The organism is Escherichia sp. WS1450 (assembly GCF_046487395.1).
In the GTDB taxonomy this organism is placed as follows: Bacteria; Pseudomonadota; Gammaproteobacteria; order Enterobacterales; family Enterobacteriaceae; genus Escherichia; species Escherichia coli.
Genome location: NZ_JBJQJO010000143.1, coordinates 1 through 799, shown reverse-complemented (window position 1 = coordinate 799; position 799 = coordinate 1). Strand labels below are relative to the sequence as shown.

Genomic DNA, 799 nt, shown 5'->3' with positions numbered 1-799 from the left:
CCATACGAATCGCCCGCTGACGGACTTCGGGGGAAAAACGAGTATTTTTAGTCATCCTGTTTACCTCTTTCTCAGGGAGTTTAGTCTCCAGGATTTCCGGGGCGGTTCACAGCAGAGTTTTGAACCGGGAATGACGGTCTCCCTTGTTGCCCGGCAACATGGTGTGGCAGCCAGCCAGCTATTTCTCTGGCGTAAGCAATACCAGGAGGGAAGTCTTACTGCTGTGGCTGCCGGAGAACAGGTCGTTCCTGCCTCTGAACTTGCTGCCGCCATGAAGCAGATTAAAGAACTCCAGCGTCTGCTCGGCAAAAAAACGATGGAAAATGAACTCCTTAAAGAAGCCGTTGAATATGGGCGAGCAAAAAAGTGGATAGCGCACGCGCCCTTATTGCCCGGGGATGGGGAGTAAGCTTCGTCAGCCGTTGTCTCCGGGTGTCGCGTGCGCAGTTGCACGTCATTCTCAGACGAGCCGATGACTGGAAGGACGGACGCCGCAGCCGTCACACGGATGATACGGATGTGCTTCGCCGTATACACCATGTTATCGGAGAGCTACCCACATATGGTTATCGTCGGATATGGGCGCTGCTTCGCAGACAAACAGAACTTGATGGTATGCCTGCGATCAATGCCAAACGTGTTTACCGGATCATGCGCCAGAATGCGCTGTTGCTTGAGCGAAAAACCTCTGTACCGCCATCGAAACGGGCACATACTGGCAAAGTGGCCGTGAAAGAAAGCAATCAACGATGGTGCTCTGACGGGTTCGAGTTCCGCTGTGATAACGGAGAAAAACTGC

Annotated in this window: 1 pseudogene; it reads left to right on the top strand. The window is 53.2% G+C overall.

The annotated features are described in order from the left end of the window. Positions 1-109: 109 nt before the first annotated feature. A pseudogene (locus tag ACJHYR_RS27985) lies at positions 110-799 on the top strand (transposase); the annotation flags it as partial.